The 19,717-nt window shown below is 39.5% G+C and carries 11 protein-coding genes and 3 pseudogenes; 8 read left to right on the plus strand and 6 right to left on the minus strand.

Going from position 1 to position 19,717, the window contains the following annotated elements; translation table 11 throughout:
* Window positions 1-306 precede the first annotated feature (306 nt).
* A complete protein-coding gene (locus ACQY1Y_RS16505; protein ID WP_110578255.1) occupies window positions 307-843 on the plus strand; it encodes a deoxycytidylate deaminase in 537 nt (178 codons plus the stop codon).
* A gap of 116 nt (window positions 844-959) precedes the next feature.
* Here ACQY1Y_RS16505 and gyrB read toward each other — a convergent pair whose 3' ends face one another.
* Window positions 960-2,882, minus strand: a complete 1,923-nt coding sequence (gene gyrB, locus ACQY1Y_RS16510; protein ID WP_036400481.1) for a DNA topoisomerase (ATP-hydrolyzing) subunit B — start codon at window positions 2,880-2,882, stop codon at window positions 960-962.
* 722 nt (window positions 2,883-3,604) lie between these two features.
* Between gyrB and ACQY1Y_RS16515 the strand changes: the two genes are divergently transcribed.
* The 3 genes from ACQY1Y_RS16515 to ACQY1Y_RS16525 all read left to right on the plus strand — a co-directional run bounded on the left by ACQY1Y_RS16515 (window position 3,605) and on the right by ACQY1Y_RS16525 (window position 9,703).
* Window positions 3,605-5,197 (plus strand): ABC transporter substrate-binding protein, encoded by a 1,593-nt coding sequence (locus tag ACQY1Y_RS16515; protein WP_288136519.1) that lies wholly within the window; start codon window positions 3,605-3,607, stop codon window positions 5,195-5,197.
* Window positions 5,198-5,401: 204 nt separating this feature from the next.
* The gene (locus tag ACQY1Y_RS16520; protein WP_430013165.1) at window positions 5,402-6,085 is read left to right on the plus strand and encodes a VWA domain-containing protein; all 684 of its coding nucleotides are present in this window, start codon (window positions 5,402-5,404) and stop codon (window positions 6,083-6,085) included.
* A gap of 33 nt (window positions 6,086-6,118) precedes the next feature.
* On the plus strand, window positions 6,119-9,703 hold the full coding sequence (locus tag ACQY1Y_RS16525) for a tubulin-like doman-containing protein (RefSeq protein WP_430013166.1): 3,585 nt from the start codon (window positions 6,119-6,121) through the stop codon (window positions 9,701-9,703).
* A 161-nt stretch (window positions 9,704-9,864) separates the two neighbouring features.
* On the opposite strand, the gene ACQY1Y_RS16530 is transcribed toward ACQY1Y_RS16525, so the two are convergent.
* Complete coding sequence (locus ACQY1Y_RS16530) at window positions 9,865-10,575, minus strand: response regulator transcription factor (protein WP_002737246.1); 711 nt, start codon at window positions 10,573-10,575, stop codon at window positions 9,865-9,867.
* A 202-nt stretch (window positions 10,576-10,777) separates the two neighbouring features.
* Between ACQY1Y_RS16530 and ACQY1Y_RS16535 the strand changes: the two genes are divergently transcribed.
* Window positions 10,778-11,182 carry an IS66 family transposase gene (locus ACQY1Y_RS16535; RefSeq protein ID WP_430013167.1) on the plus strand — a complete coding sequence of 135 codons (405 nt, stop codon included), beginning with the start codon at window positions 10,778-10,780 and terminating at the stop codon, window positions 11,180-11,182.
* A gap of 398 nt (window positions 11,183-11,580) precedes the next feature.
* On the opposite strand, the gene ACQY1Y_RS16540 is transcribed toward ACQY1Y_RS16535, so the two are convergent.
* The gene (locus ACQY1Y_RS16540) at window positions 11,581-12,801 is read right to left on the minus strand and encodes a molybdopterin molybdotransferase MoeA (protein ID WP_430013168.1); all 1,221 of its coding nucleotides are present in this window, start codon (window positions 12,799-12,801) and stop codon (window positions 11,581-11,583) included.
* An 11-nt stretch (window positions 12,802-12,812) separates the two neighbouring features.
* Between ACQY1Y_RS16540 and ACQY1Y_RS16545 the strand changes: the two genes are divergently transcribed.
* Window positions 12,813-13,700 (plus strand): glutaminase, encoded by an 888-nt coding sequence (locus tag ACQY1Y_RS16545; RefSeq protein WP_287232232.1) that lies wholly within the window; start codon window positions 12,813-12,815, stop codon window positions 13,698-13,700.
* Between the two features lie 69 nt (window positions 13,701-13,769).
* Window positions 13,770-15,425: a glycosyltransferase family 39 protein gene (locus ACQY1Y_RS16550; protein WP_430013169.1), complete on the plus strand. Its 1,656-nt coding sequence runs from the start codon at window positions 13,770-13,772 to the stop codon at window positions 15,423-15,425.
* Here ACQY1Y_RS16550 and ACQY1Y_RS16555 read toward each other — a convergent pair.
* The 3 pseudogenes from ACQY1Y_RS16555 to ACQY1Y_RS16565 form a co-directional block, all read right to left on the minus strand.
* Window positions 15,422-15,697: pseudogene (locus ACQY1Y_RS16555) on the minus strand (carotenoid oxygenase family protein); the annotation flags it as partial. The gene ACQY1Y_RS16550 and the pseudogene ACQY1Y_RS16555 overlap by 4 nt on opposite strands.
* Window positions 15,698-15,961: 264 nt before the next feature.
* A pseudogene (locus ACQY1Y_RS16560) lies at window positions 15,962-18,094 on the minus strand (tetratricopeptide repeat protein); the annotation flags it as partial.
* Window positions 18,095-18,207: 113 nt separating this feature from the next.
* Window positions 18,208-19,197, minus strand: a pseudogene (locus ACQY1Y_RS16565) (TIGR03032 family protein); the annotation flags it as partial.
* Between the two features lie 238 nt (window positions 19,198-19,435).
* On the opposite strand from ACQY1Y_RS16565, the gene tumA reads away from it, so the two are divergent.
* Complete coding sequence (tumA, locus tag ACQY1Y_RS16570) at window positions 19,436-19,666, plus strand: antitoxin TumA (RefSeq protein WP_002755114.1); 231 nt, start codon at window positions 19,436-19,438, stop codon at window positions 19,664-19,666.
* Window positions 19,667-19,717 lie beyond the last annotated feature (51 nt).

The raw sequence follows: 19,717 nt of genomic DNA on the forward strand, positions 1-19,717 counted from the left end.
TTTAAACCCTTTAGCTTCTTAAGAATTTCTGTTATTTTTCTGGTCGTCAGGGTTTAGCTATCAGCCAAAATCTCAATTATTCTCAAGCAGTCAAATTATTTAAATTATTATTAATTTTTCGAGGTTTTTTCAGTTTTTATGCTATTCCTTAATCAGTGAGCAGTTATCAGTTAGAAGAGGCTGGTGACTACATTGACTACGCGATCGGTAGTCAGGGTAGTGCTTTAATTGGTTTAGAGGTCAACTAATGATAAGCTATCAGAGATAACCCCCTCTTTTTCGCTTTTTCTAGCTTGGTATGAAACCGTGATCAACTCTGAAGAAAAAAGACCGACTTGGGACGAATACTTTTTAATGATCGCTAAATTAGCCGCCACCAGATCCACCTGTTTAGCTTTTCCCGTCGGTGCGGTAATTGTCAAAGATCGGCAGGTTTTAGCCACGGGGTACAATGGTTCCCCATCGGGAACGGTTCATTGTACTGCCCAGGGTTTTTGTTATCCCGGTTTGGGAACCTGTCGGGAATCCGGAGAAATTCCCTCTCGGGCAATTCATGCCGAAGCTAATGCGATCGCTCAAGCGGCTAAACACGGTATTTCTACCCAAGGAGCTAGTATTTACGTTACTTTAGAACCCTGTATTTCCTGCTTGAAACTAATTATTTCTTCGGGAATTAAAGAAGTTTTTTACGAAGCGGACTTTAATAGTGGGACAAAAGCCATGTTAAGGGATTCTTTTCTAGAAACGGGGATTATTAAATATAAAAAGATTTATTTATCAGAAGAAATGGCTAGTCATGCGGCCTTATTTTTATTAAATCCCATTTCGATCGATCTCAGGTAGTTAGGGACTTGCGCTTTGATAATGTACCTTTTGGGCGAACGCAGTTCGCCCCTACATTGTGGACAAAATCCGTTACTGTAGGGGCGCAAGCAACCTGCGCCCTCCGAAGTTACCGTTTAAATGTCCAAATCCGTAAGATTTAAACGCGGTCCGTGGGTTTCGATAAATTCTCGCCGGGGGGCAACTCGATCGCCCATAAGAATGGTAAATAATTCCTCTGCTTTGGCTGCGTCTTCGATTTCCACCCGTTTTAAAGTGCGAGTTTCGGGATTCATGGTGGTATCCCAAAGTTGTTGGGGCATCATTTCTCCTAACCCTTTAAAACGTTGGATTGTGTAGTTAGCATTGGAGGGAAATTCCGCTATCTTTTGCTGTAATTCTCGATCGCTATAGCAGTAGGAATGATTTTTACCGCGTTCCAATTTATAGAGAGGAGGACAGGCGATATATACATAACCTTGGTCAATTAAATTCTTCTGATAACGATAGAAGAAAGTTAACAACAAAGTTCGGATGTGTGCGCCATCCACATCAGCGTCAGTCATTAAAACAATGCGATGATAGCGCAATTGTGAGGGGTCGAAATCTTCTCCTTTAATTCCTAAACCGAGGGCGGTAATTAAGGATTGAATTTCCGTATTTTTGTAGATTTTGGCATCATCGGTTTTTTCGATATTGAGGATTTTTCCCCGCAGAGGTAGAATCGCTTGAAAACGACGATCGCGCCCCTGTTTGGCACTTCCGCCAGCGCTGTCCCCTTCGACGATGTAAATTTCTGACTTTTCTGGGTCTCTTTCGCTACAATCAGCCAATTTACCCGGTAAAGGTGAGGATTCCAAGACCGATTTCCGTCGTACTAAGTCCCGGGCCCGTCGGGCTGCTTCCGCCGCTTTGTACGCTTGTACTGCTTTTTCGATAATCGTGTCGGCCACTTGGGGATTTTGTTCTAGGTATTCGTTGAGAGTTTCCCCCACCAGCGAATCGACGATACCCCGGACTTCGGTGTTACCTAATTTGGTCTTGGTTTGGCCCTCGAATTCCGGTTCGGGGACTTTTACGGAAATAACGGCGGTTAAACCCTCGCGGACGTTTTCCCCCGCTAGATTAGGCTCGTTTTCTTTAATTTTATTGCGTTTACGAGCAACATTATTTAAAGTACGAGTCAGAACTGCCTTTAATCCTTCTAGATGAGTTCCCCCGTCAATGGTGCGGATATTATTAGCAAAACCGAGAATATTGTCGCTATAGGCATCTATACACCACTGAAACGCCACTTCGATATTAATTCCGTTCTTTTCCCCCGATACATAGATAATATCTTTGTGCAGGGTTTCTTTTTCCCGACACATATAGGCGACGTATTCTTTAATACCCCCCTCATAACAATAGGTTTCGATGTGGGGTTCTTCGGCACGGTAATCGCTAAAGGTGATTTTAACACCGGCATTTAAGTAGGCTAGTTCTCGTAAACGTCCGGAGAGGGTACTGTAATCAAATTCGATACCTTGGCTAAAAATTTCGGTGTCCGGCAGGAAATTAACCCTAGTTCCCGTTTTTTCCTCTTGACTGGGACTGCTGACCAATTCTGTGACAGGGATACCTCTTTCGTAGCGTTGGGTATGTACTTTATGATCGCGCCAGACGGTGACATCGACCCATGCAGAAAGAGCATTAACGACGGAAATCCCGACCCCGTGTAACCCTCCCGACACTTTATAACCACCACTGCCAAATTTACCGCCGGCATGAAGTATAGTGAGAACGGTTTCGAGGGCAGATTTACCCGTGGTGGGGTGGACATCGGTGGGAATACCCCGGCCATCGTCAGTGACGCTGACGGAACCATCGGCCTTGATATCCACTTCGATATGAGTACAGTAACCCGCTAGGGCCTCATCGATCGAGTTGTCCACCACTTCATAGACTAAATGATGTAGTCCCCGCGGCCCGGTCGTACCGATATACATCCCCGGCCGCTTCCTGACTGGTTCTAACCCTTCGAGAACTTGTATCTGTTCCGCGCCGTAGTTACTTGTCATAAAATTTCCCTAAAAAGGCTGTGATCCCTGATTGAACCTAAATGAATGGCAAAATCTTCAAAAATTGTAGCACATAAGGGTTAAAGACTGCTTAAATGCCTTTAGAGAGAATTTTTTATTAGGGATAGGACATAGGGAGACATTTTTGTTACAAGCTAAACCACTGGAAGGCAGCAAGGAGAGGAAATTCAATACCGTGTCTTTCTTCCCTGTCATTAGACCTCTTGCATAAATCGGAATTTCCGATGCCTGATTGAATAAAAGTTACAGCCATATTCAGCTTTAGAAAAAAGATCATTTGAAGAGGCTAAAAACCGCTAAGATGGGTGGGAACCTGTTGCACCTCTTTGTCTAGAATAAATGTATCGCCAATCTGAATTCGTTTCTCAGAAGACAAACATATCTCACGGAGCGGTACCTTCCTTCTCAGAAATCACCTAAAGAACACTATCGGTAGAAAATGAGCGAACCGTTAGTTCTAAGCGTTCTAAGCACTTCTGCTTATTGTAATTATGGGATGCTCTCCTGTACAATTACGGTAGCAGTATGTGTACAGATGAAGTTGAATCGTGGGTTGGGCAGGACGAGGCTTAACCGTGGTCTCCCCAAGGTCTTCAGTCCTTTTTTCTGATTTTACCTTGCCCACTTTAACAGAATTACATACACTACCAAGCAATGTTGCCAAACTAATCACCTTGAGATCAGGGGGTAGCAACTTCATCATGACAAATACTTCTCCACAATCTTGGACTTGTACAGGACATTCAGGTAAAACACACGATGAAATCGAGAATTGGGGAGATACCTGCTCTTTCCCTGGATGTCCAATGGTTCGTGGGCAAGACGGAAAAGCAACTTTACCCCAGCGAAAGCAACCTCCTAAACTACCAGTCAAACCTATCATAGCGGCAGCATTATTGTTAGCCGCGTTGGGTGTGGGTTTTCTTTTAAAAGATAAAATTTTTGGTGGTTCGGAATCTGCCGTTACTCCTACCCCTACCCCTACCATTTCACCTTCGACTCCTGGCACTCCTTATTCCCCTACTCCAACTACCTTTGACCCCACTTGGATCAGTGCTGGTGAGCGCACCTTAAATAGAACACAAGCCAATCCCTTTCGAGATCGAGGCGTAGAAGCATTTATAGCAGGGAATTTTGCTGAGGCAGTTACTCAGTTCGAGAAAGCAGTTTTAGGAAATCGCAACGATCCAGAAGTACAAATTTACCTCAACAATGCCAAAGCACGTCTTAAAGGCTCTCCTTTAGTTGTGGCAACTGTCGTTCCTATCGATAATCGATTGAATATTGCCCAAGATATGTTACGCGGAATGGCTGATGCTCAAACTCGCTTTAACGACGCAGGAGGAGCAGGGGGGCGTTTAGTCGAGATAATGATCGCTAATGATGGTAATGAACCGGCAAGAGCGCAAATGATTGCTCAAAATCTGGCTAATAACCCGAATGTCTTAGGAGTGATTGGGCATAACTCTAGCAAAGCAAGTCAAGCAGCCCTTCCTGAATACGAAAAGGTAGGACTAGCCATGATTTCACCAACCAGTACCAGTGATTATCTATCGGGTAATGTTTTCTTGAGAACGGTGCCTTCAGACGGAGAGAGCGTAAAAATACTAGCAGAGTACGCTAAAAATAAACTGTCGGTTCAAAAGATAGCAGTTTTCTACGATCCCAATAGCCCATTTAGCAAGAACTTATTTGAGGTTTTTGAAAACGCCTTTAAGCAATTAGGAGGTGAAGTCTACACGGCGATCGATCTAACTCGACAAAATTTAGATGTTAAGCAAGAAATACAATCCCTTCGCAATCAAGTCACTGCGATCATCTTGTTTCCAGACCCTAGTAACATTTCCAATGCTATTTCTCTCGCCCAAGCTAATGCTCAAGTCCCTGGAACGAAGTTTCAGCTTTTGGGAGGAAATTCACTGTATGGTTCTGATATCCTCACAAGTGGGGGAAATGCTATAGAGGGTCTAATCATAGCGGTTCCTTGGGTTGCCAATAATCAACCCTATGCCCAAGCTGCATATCAGCGTTGGGGTGGAGCTATTAACTGGCGAACAGCAAGTAGTTTTGATGCGACTATCGCACTGCTTAAAGCCTTGTCTGAAAATCCGACTCGCGCTAGTGTCTTACAAGACTTAAAAGCAACTAATCTACCAGCTTCAGAAACCTCTGGACAGCAGCTTCAATTTAATGCTCAAGGAGAACGACAAGAAGAATCAATGTTGGTCAAAGTCACCAAAGGGGCTCCTAATCGTCCTCCAAATGTTGATTACGGATTTCAATTAATTCAATAACAAATGATTTTACACACTCCTCAACCTGTTTGGCGTTATCCCTATTTTCAAATCCCAGCCATTTTGACAGGATTGTTTCTGATTCTTGCTTTATTAACTAGCTCTCTTAAATGGTTTCCTCCAAGTGTATCAGTACAAATAATGCTCGATCTGAGTTCAAGCACCTATCAATCAACGAATATTTTTCGAGGAACAGGAACAATTATGGCTGCAGAAATCGAAGCGGTTAAAGAGTACGCTCGCCAAAATGCTAGAGCAGAAAACCCTATTCTGCTATCTTTGTATGGGTTTGCCGATCAAGTAATTCCTATTACCCAAAACTTCTCTAATAACCCCAGAGAAATCGAGCAGTCTTTAGATCGAGTCGTGCAACCTAGTATAGCTTCTCTGATTGGAGGTGGAACGAACTTAAATATAGCTGTAGAAAAAGGACTAGAATCGCTCAAACTCCAAGTTGGAAGATGCAAAGAAATGTTAATTATTACCGACGGTCAGACTGAATTGGAGGAAAACTTGATTTCTCAAACTGTCAATAATGATGTTCGGCTTAATTTTCTGATTATAGGGCAAAACATTCCCACCAATTTAGCAGATATTTCCTCAAAAACTGGCGGTATTGCTTTACTCGCTAACGTTTCTAATATCCAAAAGTTAGTCAGCGAAGATTTTCGTAAAAAATTTAGTTCTAATTCCAAGCAAGTCAATTTTTTTCTAGGAGCAGCTTTCATTTCCTTGATGTGGATGTTGGTACTACCTACAGATCGATTTCTGCAAAACTATAGAAAAATGCCTTTTGATTGGACGGGAAGAATTGCCTTATTCAATGCCCTATTTTGGACAGTTTTTATCCTTTTGAGGATAGGCTTTCCTTTCTGGAGTGAATGTTAGAGTTACCAACTTTTATTAATGACGGAGAACATTATGTATAGCGTTACCCAAACAGATAGAAAAGATATTGTTCCTACTTTAGTTATTGGAGTAGGGGGAACCGGATTAGAAGTAATTTTGCGAGTTCGTCGTTTAATTACTGAATCCTATGGCAGTTTAAAAAATTTTCCCATTGTTGAATTTTTATATATTGATACTGATTCGGGTTATACACCTTCAAATACTCTGATGATTGGTCCTCCTTTAGAAGAAGGAGAAAAATACTATTCAAAAGTTACGCTTCCAGAAGTTCAAAAAATTGTCCAAGATCCCAGTGGATGGGACTGGTATCATGAGTGGCTGCCTCCTGAACTCATAAGTAATCCCCAGTTATTAGCCTCGCAAGAAGGTGCTGGGCAAATTCGAGCTTGTGGGCGCTTTTCCTTCTTTTTTAATCGTGACAAGATTGGAGCCGCTTGTCAAAGACTAAAAAAAGAGATTCGCAAAAGTGAACATATATCATTCATGCAAGAAAACTATCAATTAAAAGTCAAGTCTGAACTAAATGTTTTTGTAGCTTGTTCAATTGCTGGAGGAACAGGCAGTGGAATGTTAATCGATCTGGGATATTCTCTGCAAAACTGGTTATTTGGTAGAAAAGAAAGAGAACAAGGAGAAAAAGGAGACCTGACAGCAATTATTTGCACTCCTGATGCTTTTAGTAATGTCAATTCTAATGACAAAGTTCAGTGTAACGGTTATGCTGCCTTAGCAGAATTAAACTATTTTTCTGATCGAGGCGACGATCCAAAAACCAGATTTAGTGTTCGTTACGCACGAAATGAAGGTTCTCGTATTGAAAACGATCAAGCTCCCTATGATTATACTTATCTGATAGGTTCAACTAATGGATCTGGCGTGAATCTGAGCTTAGATCAAGTCAGAGAAGTGATGGCTCAAAACATCTTTTTAGATTTAGTTTCAGATTTTTCACCTTATAAACGCTCAATTCGAGATAATATCAAACGAGCAGCTTCGGGGAGCAACGATAAACCTCCAATTGGACGTAGCTATCCTCGTAATTTCATGAGTTTTGGTTTAGCCAGCATTGAAGTTCCTATTCATCATATTCGCTCCTATCTAGCTTCTCGACTAGCAACTGATTTATACAAGTGGTGGCAAAATTCTGAAATTAAATTGCCAGCACAACCTGAAACAGTGATTACTTCGCAATTGCGAGAAATTAATCTTTTAAGAGATGAACTTCGTAAAGCAATTTTACGCGCTAAAGATCAATCTTTCCCTTATCAAGCAGTTGTACAAACTTGGCTAAGTCAATTACGTCAAGACATCATTACTAATAACCAATTGCAATGTTCCCAGGAAGGAATTGTTGGTTTCTTTTCTAAGGAAAAAGGTAAGATTGTTAACTTTATTGATCAATATCTCCGTCCTCAAGTTGAGGATTACAAGCGCCATTTTGATGATTCATCACCAGACAAAAGGACTCATGGTGATTACTTGCGCGTGATGTATGATAATCAAGCAATGGTAATTAAAAAAGCCGAAACTGAACTTCGAGAACAAATATACGCCAACTTAGCAGATCGTAATTTAGGACCCAAATTTGTTCAGCTAAAAATTGAGGAAATTAAGCGCAGCTTTGATGCTGATATTGAAAGACTTTCCAAAGAAGCAGAGAAGAATTGGCTAGTCATCGAGGAAGAGGCTCGTAAGCAGTATGAGGCTAGTTTATCTCGAATGAACGAATTGAGAGATCGTTGGGGATTGCAAAAAGAATCGCAAATGAATAAAGAATGTGACGATATTTTAAAATACTTAGGACAGAATTTAAATGCTTTCTTGGAAAGAAAATCAAGAATTTTAGCAGTTGAAGTTCTCCGTCGCATGAAAGAATATATTAATCAACTCGAAAGACAGTTTAATAAATGGCAAACTCGGATCGAAAGATTAAAAATTGAATCTGACACTCAAGCTAAAAATTTTATGAACCAAGCAGATGCTTTAGAAATTGTTGGAATTAAATTGTTTAAACGTCAGGAACTCAACGAATGGTACGAAGATTTTCTCGCTAACGTAGTCAATACAAACGAGATAAACCTCAAGGTTGCGGCGCAAAAAGGTTTAAATGTATTGTGCGAAAGATTGACAGAAATAGTTCTGGCAAACAGCAGTTCTTTATGGGTAGAAGATAGACCTGCTAACGCTTATTTCCGTCTTTTTGATATTGAGAAAATTAAAGACATTCAATATCCTGATTTTTCTCAAATTGTTTATCAGCAGACGCAGACTACTATCAAAAATGCTGGGAATAATACAAGGCTTGTCCAAAATATGGATGCTTGTACTTACTTTATGCAAGATTATCCCGACGAATTAGAGCAGAAAGCCAAGATTCAGGAGTTGTTTGAACAATCGAAACCTCTAGTAAGATTAGACCAAAATATTCCTCAAAACTCTGGATTTGACTATATTGATTTTGCAAAAGCTGGTTTGCTAGGAGGTGATAATCCCCAAGAGCCAGGAGCAAGAAAACAAGCTGATATTTTAAGGATATATTTTAATGAGCAGCAAGCGATCGCACCCCTGACAGAAAAAGAACGCCACAAAATTTTAGCCATTCATGAAGTGGGAGGATTTTCCCTGCGGTGTATTCAAGGAATGGATAAAATGCGCGAGTCATATCAACTCTGGCGAGGGCAACGTATTGAAGCTGAACGAAAAAGACTACGAGGGCAAAGGGCTGATCTTCCTCCTTCGGTTCATATTCAAAAGGATCTCGTTTTTTGGGACTTTATCCCCCCCGACTCTCAAATAGAAGAATTAGTAGTAATTTATCGAGCTTTAGAAATTTTGCTCGATGAGATTAACCAGAGTAACAATCAGCGTGTTATTCGTTACACAATAGAAGTTCACGGAGAACAAGAAAAAGTGACCCTGGCTGCTAATTGGGAAGATGCAGTTCAGGTTTTGCAACTTCCTGATTGTCGCAATGATAAAGAGGAATTAAAACGCCAACTTGATGAATTAATCTATACAGCGGAAACACCAGCCCAAAAGCAGCAAATCCAAGAAAAATTAGAATCATATCTTCAAAAACGGTTGTCTGATTTTCGCAGACAGGGAGCAGAAGATAATCCCAGATATTTACGAGAAAGAAATATTATTCGTGAATTCAGTACCGCTAATCGATTGAAACCCTCTCCTTCTTCTGATGCTCAATCGCCTACTAAAACTGAACGTCAACAAGAGAGTACCTCTTCATCTAATCCAGTTCTAGGTTTTGAGATTGACTCTGGCTACGAAAAATACGAACAATATCTCGCTCAACTATGGAATCTCAAAGTACCTCTGGACGCATTTATCAGTGCCGCTCGCTCCAAAGCTTCTGAATTACAGCTAGATGGGCAAAAAGCAGAGGCTATCTGGAATAAGTTTATCAACCCATCTCCGCCTCCTCTCACTCCTCAAGAAGTCGAATATGAAAAATATCTCGGTGACTTATCAAATCTGAATGTTCCCCCAGAGGCTTTTATGAGTTCTGCGGAAGCCAAAGCATCTGCTTTAGGGTTGGATTCACAAAAAGCAGATGCCATCCGAAATAGGTTTTTGAGCTAACCCTTGTTTTACTCAGATTATTGCATCAGACTGCTTAAATGCCCTTAAGGAGAATTTTTTATTGGGGTTGGGTGTGGGGTGTGGGGAGAACAAAGCTGCTTTTTGCCTTTTGCCTTTTGCCTTTTGCCTTTTGCTTACTGCCAATTACCGATCAATAGTTTCTAGATAATGTCATCCTCAAATTTATAACCGACACCGACCACAGTTTTGATAAAGATAGGATTAGCAGGATCGGGTTCTACTTTTTTGCGTAAGCGTCGGATATGGGTATCTACTACCCTTTCATCGCCAAAAAAATCATTTCCCCAGAGATTATCGATTAATTGGGTGCGACTCCAGACGCGATTGGGATAACTGACAAAGGTAGCGAGTAGATTAAATTCTAAGGTGGTTAAATCGAGGGTTTCCTCCGGCATTCCCTCCAATTTACGAAGAGCAGAATGTTGATCTAAGTCGATAATAAAATGACGGCTGCGATGGAGTTGCTGGGGTTGACTATCGTGTCTTAAACTACGTCTTAATAAGGCTCTTACGCGAGCGGTTAATTCCCGGGGACTAAAGGGTTTGACCATATAATCATCGGCTCCCGTAGATAGACCGATAATGCGATCAATTTCTTCTCCCCTAGCGGTTAACATTAAAATATAGGGGTCTTTTGTCCCCGGTTTTTGGCGAATTCTAGCACACAATTCCAGTCCGTCTAATTCGGGTAACATTAAATCTAAAATCACTAAGTCTGGTTGCTTTTGATAAAATAGTTCTAGTCCTACCCTACCATTATAAGCCAGATGACAAGTAAAGGACTCCCGCTCTAAAGTTTGCTGAATCAAATGGGCGATTTCAATTTCATCTTCGATAATAACGATATCCATACAAGGGAAAAAGTTTACAAATATCTAGGCACATTTTAACATATTAAGGGCTGATTCAAGTCTGAATTGCATCACTATCTGATCTACCTTTATAGAATACCTCATTGGGGGTCTGATAGTCAAGACATTTTCGAGGACGATTGTTAATCAAGTTGAAGCAGCAGCGATTGCTTTCTATCATCAACAAACTGATTGGCCAGTAGTGCAAACTCTGGTCTGTGATCATGCTTCCCAATTCAAATTACTGACTGATAATATTACTTTGTGTTGGGTACATGAGGAACGACATTATAAGAAGTTGACTCCTTATGTTGCTTGTCACCAAAAAGCTCTTGATCAATTGCTGGATGATTTCTGGGATTACTACCGAGACTTGCTGGCTTACAAAGATGCACCCAGTCAACAGATGGCAGCAAAACTCCGATCTGAGTTTTGGAAACTTTTCGATACTCAAAGCGGTTATCAACAGTTGAATGAGCGAAAACAATTAACACTGCTGAAAATTTCGGAGTTGCTTTTAGTCTTAGAGCATCCCGAATTGCCCTTGCATAATAATCCGGCGGAGTTAGCTGCTAGGACGATGGTGCAGCGACGTAATATTAGTTAGGGACTTGCGCTTTGATAATGTGCCATCTGGCTGGTCTGGTTCTTCTACAGAGCGATTTTCTGGCTGGGATATTATTCCTACGCAAGTCCCTTATGCTACTCAAACTCTGACAGGGGACTCAGGCTTGGGATGCTTTTATGTCCCTTGTTGCTACTACTCGGAAATTAGGAATCAGCTTTTTTGAGTATGTTCGTGACCGCATTTCTCAACTTGGTAATAGTCCCTCTTTGGCAACTATTATTCGTGAGCAGTCTTCTCTCAATCACCTTGCTTGTTCATGAATACCAGAATAACTCCTGACCCCGATATATTGAGGGGATATGGGAGATCGAACCCAAAATCTATCTTCAATTTAATTATAACCAGCTACCTAGCCAAAAATTTGGTTAGGTATTTTTTTAGTAAACTATCATAACTTCTACTGTTTCTCCTGCTTGTATAGTAGTTTTACCCTGGGGAATTATGACCAAAGCATTAGTACCCGCTAAATTAATTAAATTAGCTGAATTGTGTTGTCCAGAAGCGAGTTGAAATTGATAGACTCCCTCGATAATTTCTATTTTTCCCCAGAGATAAACTTCTCTTTGTCCCTTAGATTTGAGAGTATCGCGGGTGATAACTCGCAGAAATTTGTTCTGATAATCTGTCAATCCTGATAATTTTTTAATGGCCATTTGTACGAAGCGCCAACAGGAAACTAAAGCAGAGACGGGATTACCGGGGATACCAAAGTAAATACAACCGTTAGGAAAAGTAGCAAAGGTTAAGGGTTTACCCGGTTGAATAGCAACGCTGCGAATCAGAATTTTTCCCCCTAATTCCTCTAAAATTCCCTCAATATAATCGTAATCTCCCACGGAAACACCGCCGGTGGAAAGGACGATAGCACTAGAATTAATGGCTTTTCTGATAGTTTCTCTGAGAAGTTCGGGATTATCTTTGATTATACCTAAAGGTCTAGGAATTGCCCCTAAACTGGTGATAAATGCCGTTAAAGCGTAGCGATTTGAGTCAATAATTTGACCTTTTTGGAGGGTTTCATCGGGATTAATTAATTCATCTCCCGTGGAGAAAATTGCCACTTTCGGACGGGAAAAAACTGTTAATTCGGTAGCTTGTGCCGTGGCTAAAACTGCTATTTCTGGAGAATTAAGGGCAATACCGGCTTTTAATAAGGCATTTCCTGCTTGATAGAATGTGCCGCGTTGACGCACGAAAAGACCTATTTTTTCGGGAGGGATAAGAATCGCCACCCGCTCCCCTTTTTGTTGAGTATTTTCCTGCATAATAATCGTATCACTGCCGGTGGGTAACATCGCTCCTGTAAATATTCGGGCTGTTTCTCCCGGTTGAATAATTTTTTCGGGGACTTTGCCGGCGGGAATTTCGGCGATAATCTTTAGAGTAACGGGATTTTCTGGGTTAGTGTCTTTAACATCTTCGTAACGGACAGCATAGCCATCCATTGCGGAATTATCCCAATAGGGAAAGTCTAAATCACTGCTGATATCTTCGGCTAAAATGCGCCCAAAAGCTGCCTCTAGAGAAACTTTTTCTGTTTGCTTTTGGGGTTGAATTTGAGTTAAAATTATAGATTCTGCTTCTTTGACTGAGTACATGGATTAAAAAAATGAACCGATTAGCTAGATTAAGGGTGGAAGATATACAAGCTTGGATTGGGGAAGTGCATTTATTGGATAGGAAGGGTCAGACTCCCTATTATATACCGGTTTTGAACCGAGTTAATCCCGAGGTTTTCGCTCTTCAGATTCACTGTTTTGAGGGGGAGATTTTGTCTTGGGGAGATGAAACTGTAACTTTTCCTTTGATGAGTGTGATTAAACCTTTTTTGTTATTATATCTTTTAAACCATTTAGGGGAAGATGCTGTTTTTCGTCGCGTGGGAAAACAAGCTTCTAGTTATCCTTTTAATTCTTTAACTCAACTGCAAGAGGATAGCGGTTTTCCCCGTAATCCTCTGATCAACAGTGGTGCGATCGCTTTGGCGGATTTATTAGGAGGGGAAACGCCAGAATCTCGCTGTGAAAATTTGCTTTTATGGTTAAATAAAATGGGTAATTGTCAATTATTTCTTGATCGCTCTGTGCTTGAGTCTGTTCACTCTTATCCTAATGTTCACAATCAAGCTCTAAGCTTAGAATTAGAAAAAAATGGTTATATCAGTCATCGTTACTTAGCTCTGGAAACCTACAATCGAATCTGTTGTTTATCTGGAAAAATTGCCGATCTTACTAATTTAGGTAAGTTAATTTTAGCTGCTCCTTTTGGCAAAATTATTCTAGAAATCATGACTAATTGTGGACTCTATGAAGCTTCCGAAAAATTTGCTATTGAGGTGGGTTTTCCCACTAAATCGGGAGTTAGTGGAGCTTTATTATCTATTCTGTCAGACGAGGGAGTTATTGCTTGTTATAGTCCTCTGTTAAATGAGCAAGGTAATTCAGTTTTAGGTCTGGATTTATTAACAAAATTAAGTAATTTTTTCAAGGAAATTTAAGCCATGAAAACAAGATTGAACTTTTCAAAAAAACACCGATTCTATTTAGTAATTATCTTGCTGATATTTATGGCTTTATGCGTCACCAGTTTATTTTTTCCCCTACCAGAATCCCTCAACTATGATGAAGGTTATCATTATGAAAGTGGAGTAGAAATTCTCAGAGGTACGGCAGCGAAACGGGGCGATGAAGATATTTACCATCGCAATATTATGCCAGCTTCAGCACTGCATCCCCTAGTTGATCAAACAATACAAAATATTTTTCCTATCTCTAAATATCTAAACTTAGAAAATAAGTTTTTTGGACGGTTTGCTACGATTATTATCTCAGTAATTTTAGCCATATATGTTTTTATCTGGTCAAAACAACTCTATGGAGTGTTAGCAGGATTTTTAGCCTTAATTCTCTATGTTCTCGATCCTAATATTATCGGAAATTCACGGATAATTACTCAAGATTTATTCGGAGCAGCTTCAATTTTTATTGCCATTTACTATTTCTGGTCTTTCCTAAGATTTGGTAGCAGAAAAAATCTGGTTTTAAGTATATTAACTTTTGGAATTGCCCAGATTTGCCGCTTAACAGCCGTTTATTTAGTTCCCATTTATATAATTTTAGGTCTTGGTTTTTACCATCGGGAAATTATTCAATCTATTCAAACCAAAAATATTCGCGTAATTCAACGGGTAATTAAGCGCAGTATCTTCTATATACTAGCTCTGATTTTATCAACAATATTAATCATAAATATTAGTTATTCTTTTGAGAGAAGTGGCACTCAATTGCAGAATTATCAATTTCTCAGTCATAGTTTTAAGCAACTGCAAACCTATCCTGTCTTAAAATCTTTGTCGATTCCTATTCCCGCTGCTTATTTGCAAGCATTAGACTTCGGTAAGTATAAACAAGAAACAGGTTTTGGTAGTGGAATGCCCTATCTTTTGGGACAGTTAGGATTTATAGTTGATCCAGTACAAGGATTTAAAATTAAGGGATTTCCCCAATATTTTCTGATCACTTTTCTCTATAAAGTACCGATAGCTACCCAAATATTTATCTGGTTGGGATTTATCAGTTTATTTCTCTGGAGAAAACAGTTAAATTTTTGGCAGAATGAAGCTTTTTTGATTATTCCCAGTCTATTATATTTCATCTTAATGAGTTCTAACACTGCTCAAATAGGTATTAGATATATTTTAATGATTTTCCCCTTTTTATTTGTCTTTGCTAGTCGGATTGTTACCGGTTGGCCAGCTTATAAAAGACCCTATCGCATTTTAATTATTGTCCTGACCCTTTACTTACTAATTTCCAATCTTTCCTATTTTCCCCATTATATTTCCTATTTTAACGAATTAGTTATTGATCGCAAAATGAGCTATCAAGTTCTGGTCGATTCTAATTTAGATTGGGGACAAAATAAAAATTATCTGCAAGACTATCTCCAAAAACATCCCAACGCTCTCTTTATTCGTTATGACGGAGATAATAAACTTAATTTAGTCATCGAGAATCAAAAAGTTGCACCCTCACAGGTTTCTCTCGATAATCCGATTAATTTACTGGTGATAGAAGCTAATCAATTAATCGGTATTACCACCGATTCTAACCATTTTTACTGGCTGCGTTCTAGTCGTCAACCTATTGATCATCTTGCTTATAGTTACCTAATTTTCAAGATTTCCTCTCAAGACGCAGCCAATATTTTTGGTAAAAACTAGAAACTGTTCACCAATACTTTTTCTGATTTTTCTTGCCAAGTACCATAAAAAATGGGAGGGATAACACTGGGTAATTGCAGACAGCAAAGGGGTTCTTTTTCTAACTGCTGACTATCATAGATTCTCCCTTGGCTGCTGTGATTATTGCCGTCGTAAACCACGACGATTAACCATTCCGTTTCTGGAGATAAACCATCGCAGACAAAAATCGGTTCACTTCCATAACAGTTATTTTCTAGATAAGCAATAGTTAACTTACCCGTGGAGTGATTAGAGTTCTTAAGTACAGGGTGAGAGCATATCAAACGCTATTGACAATTGGCCAATTTTGTGATCCGCTTGCTGTGTGAGCATTTCAAGTGATACCAGTCAATTAGAATAGTTACGAAATCGACCAAATGGGTCGATTTTTGCTTAACAATTGAGATGGCAAATTCTCCTTGAATATGCCTAAATCGCACTCTGGGTAAGCAACTCACATAAAGTTCATTTTGTCAAGGATTGTTAAGATGCGTTTACCCTGATAATTCCAGTGATCAATTGGCTATCCTGATCATCTCTGGTGATTTTCCCGCAGCATAAATATCCCACATTGTCCGATAAGCTTTTTCTAAATTGCGGGTAAAATGAAGGGTCTCAAATAACGGATAAGTAAGACGATTTTGTGCTAGTTTCTGTTTAATTTCGTGCAATTTATCAGGAGATTTTGCTAAATTAATCGCTAAATTTTTATACTCCTCTAAATTCTTAGTAATTAATTCAGGTAGGCCAATAGCTGTCAGTAAACTAGCACCAACACGGGAAGGAAAAGTCTCCCCCAAACAAGTTATAATCGGTAAACCTGCCCATAAAGCATCACTTCCAGTCGTATGAGCATTATAGTATAAAGTATCAAGAAATAAATCAGCTAGTTGATGCCGCGCCAAATGTTCCGACTTAGGTTCGAGATGGGCAAAAATTAAGCGATCGCCTTCAATTCCTCGCGCTTTTGCTTCCCGACGTAGATTTGCTTCAGCTTCAGCTACTCTCGAAAATAACCATAATACACTACCGGGAACATTGGCCAAAATTTGCATCCATACAGTGAATATTTGCGGCTCAATTTTATAGGTATGGTTGAAACAACAAAAGACAAAACCCGATTCAGGAAGACCATAATGGGAACGAGTAACAGGTTTAGATGATATAATTTGTTGATAATCATTAGCCTGATAACTATCCGGTAAAATTACCAATTTTTCGGTAAAATTATCAGCAGACTCTGGTGGTGTAACTATGGCATCACCAATAATATAGTCGATAAAATCTGCTCCCATTGTCCCCGGATAAACCAAATAATTAACTTGAATCGGTGCCGGTTTTAAAGCCAATATTTGTGTCCGCGCTTTATCAATATATCCCATCAAATCAACTAAAATATGCACCCCATCATTGAAAATCCGTTGTGCAGATTCCGTAATTGATAAAGTAGCAATATCATAAAAGCGATCGCAATCATTAGCAATGCGATGACGATACTCACTACCATCATCAGGATCATAGGAATAGGCAATTATTTCAAAGTTATTGCGATCATGTAAACCAAAGACACTTTGCATCAAATGACTGGTAGGATGATTACGAAAATCATGGCATAAATAACCTATTTTTAATCGTCCAGATCGGGTGCGGGAATGGTTAAAGTTTAGGGGTTTAGTAATCAATGCTAATTGTCTTTTAATTTCTTGAGCATAGTTAGAAGCTACTTTTAACTGTTGAGTAGCAGACCAAGGTTTATATAAGCTATCAAAGGGAGTTACTGCGGTAGTTTTTCTCTCTTGTAACTGTTTTTCTGTTAATTGCCAAAGTTGAATTAAATCAGCTTCTCTTGTCTCCCAATTACAAGTCATTTCCTTCATAGAAAATAAGCAAGCAAAAGCCTCTGGGGAATTAGGTTGAATGGCTAAAGCTTGCTTAAATACGCTCATAGCTGCTTCTACTTTGTCCTGTCTTCCTAACGCTAAAGCTAAACTATTGTAAGCTTTAATGTATTTAGGATTAAGCTTAATTGCTGTTTGAAAATAAGCGATCGCTTCTTAAATTTTTCCCTGTAGTTGTAACACATTGCCTAAATTAAAGTGTGCTTCTGGATAATTAGGGTTTTTCCTGATTGCTTCTTGAAACTTTACCCCAGCATCCCCTAACTTATCCTGCATTTGTAAGACTAAACCTAAATTATTCTCAGCAAAAGCATAGTTTTGATCGCTACGAATAGCTTGGTTAAAGCAAATAATCGCCTCGTCTAAATCTCCCTTGCTAACTGCTATTATTCCTAAATTATTGTGGCTTTCTGCATAATTAGGGTTAATAAGTAAAGCTTGCTTATAAGCCAAAATAGCTTGATCAATTTGTCCTAAACTATCCATGATTACCCCCAACTGATGCCAAGCAGCTGCATATTGGGGAGATTGATTAATTAATTGTTGATAGAGAGCGATCGCTTCTTCAAGCTTAAGCTGTTTTTGCAAGGTGTATGCTTGCTGATAAAGGGTATCTGCTGGCGAAGTATCAGGCTGATTATTTGCTATATTTCCTCCAACTAAAGGAGAAATAGGATCGAGAGTAATAATTTTAATGATGTCATCATTTTGGAATCCTAAAGCTTGGGGACGTTTAACTCCTTCTAATACCAATTCTCCAAAGTCTGACTACAGAAGTTTAATCCCCCTAAATCCCCCTAAATCCCCCTTAAAAAGGGTGACTTAAATTCGATGTGTAGTTTTCATTTAGAGAAATGGTATAAGATTTGTATATCATAAAGTTCAGTCACTTCACCTTCTAAGCGTATCCAGTGAACAACTTCACCTGTTTTCAAATCAATAATTAGCAGACCACAGCGAGGTTCTGCTTCTTTAGCCATTAAATTATCATCTAAGATTAACCCCGAAAAAGTCTTATCTACCCCACGATTTTTAGATAATCCAACAATGGCATAATTTCCGACAAATGCTAAACCACGCAGAAAACCAGGACAAAAAGTAACAGGCTCAAAAATGCCCTTATTTTGATCAATATAACCAAAGTAACCCGTACCCGCATTTAATAACCATAACTTACCCTGATAAAATCGGGGAGAATGAGGCATAGATAAACCAGTAGCAATCACTTCATTAGACTGAATATCAATGACACAACCGCCAGTTTGTCTTCTGTCTCTCCACCCATCCACCACATCTGATTGACTACAAGCGGTAACATAACGCGCCTTCCCATCTACCAAAGCTAAACCATTGAGATGACAACGATCTTCATTGACTAAAGCGGAAATAAACGATGGTTTCCATAGGGGAATACAACTATGGCGATCGCTGACTGTCGCCAGACAATTTAACATCGTACTGATAAATATAATTCTTTCAGAGAGATTTTCTATTGCCAAATCGTGAATATCTAAATCCCCAGTAGTATAACTAATGCGGGGGATATAAAGTTTATCGTAACCATTATAAAGCTGTTCGGATGATAGCACATTATCTAGTTGCCAGATTTGATAGCGGGAACTAAGATAAATCCTTTCTGGGGTAGTATATAAACCCATGGCGCGGTCAAATATCCGCTCAAATCCCGACATCCCCCTGTGGGGGTTAACTCCTAAAAACATCAGTCGAGAACTTTGATAGGTAGTAAAAGCCAGACTAATCTGCTGAGACTCTAACCAATCAATGAAATTACGGGAAGCAATTATCTCTACGGGGATAGATTGATTAGTATTGGGATTTGATTGATTCATCATAACCACAAAGACACAAAGATTAGCCAGTAGGGTGTGAAGCGCGATAGCATAACGCACCAATTTAATGATAGAGGTGGTGCGTTACGGCGGCTTGTTAATTTTGGTTTTTTGACCGAATTGATGGCCGCAAATACGCACCCTACACCTAAATTAGGTGTGTCAGTCCACTACGATTTATGTTTTTGTTTGAGCGCGATCGTTTATAATCAAAATATCATTATTTTGGGGTAAAAGAAAAATGCGTAAACAGACCATTCAATATACATCATCTTTAGATGCTTTGATTGCTGTTGCCAAGCGACTTAGCGTTTATGAGAACCAACATAAAATGGATTCCGAAGATTTTTATAACCAATACAATCAGGGAACATTGTCAGATGATATAATATTTATAGAATCGGCAAACGATTATCGTCATTACCTTGCTTTGCGTCAAGAATTAGAACAAATATTAAATCATGCTGCTTAAACTTTTATCTGATTACCTCAATCAAGTAGAGCAAGCAATTGTGCAGCCAGT

This window comes from Microcystis ichthyoblabe FBCC-A1114 (assembly GCF_050500245.1).
In the GTDB taxonomy this organism is placed as follows: Bacteria; Cyanobacteriota; Cyanobacteriia; order Cyanobacteriales; family Microcystaceae; genus Microcystis; species Microcystis ichthyoblabe_A.